The following is a 1,684-nucleotide window of genomic DNA, read 5'->3' on the forward strand; positions in this document are numbered from 1 at the left end:
TGCCGCACGTCAAGCAGGCCGCCGGAGGTCAGGTCTTTCCTGAAAGTGAGATTAGAGAGATCGGCGCTGATGAAGGACGCGATCTGCGACGCTTCGACGTCGATTTCGATCTACCGGATCACCTTACCCCGGAGTTTCCACCTCCAATATTTCTGACCACGCACCCGGAGCTTGGAGATGTGTCGCGAGGGGATCTGCTGACGATACGCAACTTCTACGAATACATGAACGGCATCATCACGCCCGTGCAGATGGAAGGACTTCGTCTGCTGCTGACGCCATTTCCGCAGGAGGAATTCAACCAGACCGAGGACAGGAAGGTAGCGATGCAAAGCACGGGTGTCGCTTGCCTCGATTGCCATTCCAATTTCCACACCAACGGGGCGTTTCACCTCACCCCGGACGTGCGGCCGCAAGCCGAGCGCTTCCGGCTCGACACAACCAGCCTGCGCGGCTTGTTCAACCAGCAGATCCACGGATCCAAGCGCTCGCTGCGTTCCGTGGAAGACTTTACGGAGTTCGAACAGCGCACCGCCTATTTCAACGGCGATCACGTGAGCGCCACCCGCAAGGGCGTGAACCTGCCGGATCGGCCCAACCAGGTCGCGATGATGGCGCAGATGCAGAACATCATCGATTTTCCTCCGGCACCCAAGCTCGATCCCTTTGGACGACTTGACCCGGCTACCGCCAGTGCGCTGGAGATCAAGGGCGAGCAGGTGTTCATGGGAAAGGGCCGCTGCGGCGAATGTCATGTTCCAGCCCAGTCCTTCATGGACAACAATATGCACGACCTGAAGCTCGAGCGATTCTACAAAGTTGGTCAGACGTTCAACGACCAGGTTGCCATTCCAGATGGACCCATCAAGACCTTCACGTTGCGCGGGATCAAGGATTCTCCGCCCTATCTTCATGACGGCCGTCTGATGACGCTGGGCGATACCGTTGAGTTCTTCAACCTGGTGCTCGGAACGAAGCTCGACCAATCGGAAAAGGAAGCATTGGTGGCCTATTTGCTCACGCTCTAGACATCATCCGGGAAAAACCGCGGCCGACAATTAACTAGGTATTGAATGGAGGACAGTTCATGCGTGCCGCCATAATGACAGTAGTCCTGGCAGTGTCGCCCTGCTGTGCGCTGGCGCAAATCGGCAATCCAGCCGGTCTTGCCCCCGATACCAGTATGGAGAAGCCTGGAGTTCCAGCACCGCACCAGACGAATTATCAGGATCGGCTTTTCGTACAGCTAATTACGGCAGGCGGCAGGGCCGAGATAGAGTTCGGGCGACTCGCGGCTGGAAAGACAAGCCACGAAGACCTCCGTGAATTTGCAAATCGGATGGTCGATGATCACAACAAGGCCAATGAGCAGCTGAAATCCGTGGCCGATAAAAGCAAGATTCCACTTCCCGAAGGGCTCGATCCAGATCACAAGAAAATCCGTTCCGATCTCGAAAAGCTCGACGGCGCCGCGTTTGAGCTGGCGTACCTGAGGGCGCAGATCGTCGATCACCAAAGGACGGCGCAGCTCCTGGCTTGGGAGATAGGCTCGGGCGAGGATGCAGCGCTTCAGCGCTTCGCCTCCGAAAAGCTGCCGACGGTGCTTGAACATCTTGACCTGGCCCGCACGTTGCACGCGAAGCTGGCAGGCCAAGCCCTGTTCGCGCCGGATACGCAAAAGGCC

2 protein-coding genes are annotated in these 1,684 nt (G+C 57.5%); both read left to right on the forward strand.

Annotation, left to right across the window (positions count from 1 at the left end; all coding sequences use genetic code 11):
• On the forward strand, positions 1–1,028 hold a 1,028-nt coding region (locus tag EN879_RS34925; protein ID WP_127274662.1), incomplete at its 5' end, for a cytochrome B6.
• A gap of 59 nt (positions 1,029–1,087) precedes the next feature.
• On the forward strand, positions 1,088–1,684 hold a 597-nt coding region (locus EN879_RS34930; protein WP_164774800.1), incomplete at its 3' end, for a DUF4142 domain-containing protein.

The sequence above is a fragment of the Mesorhizobium sp. M7A.F.Ca.AU.002.02.1.1 genome (assembly GCF_003998535.1).
GTDB lineage: Bacteria > Pseudomonadota > Alphaproteobacteria > Rhizobiales > Rhizobiaceae > Mesorhizobium > Mesorhizobium ciceri.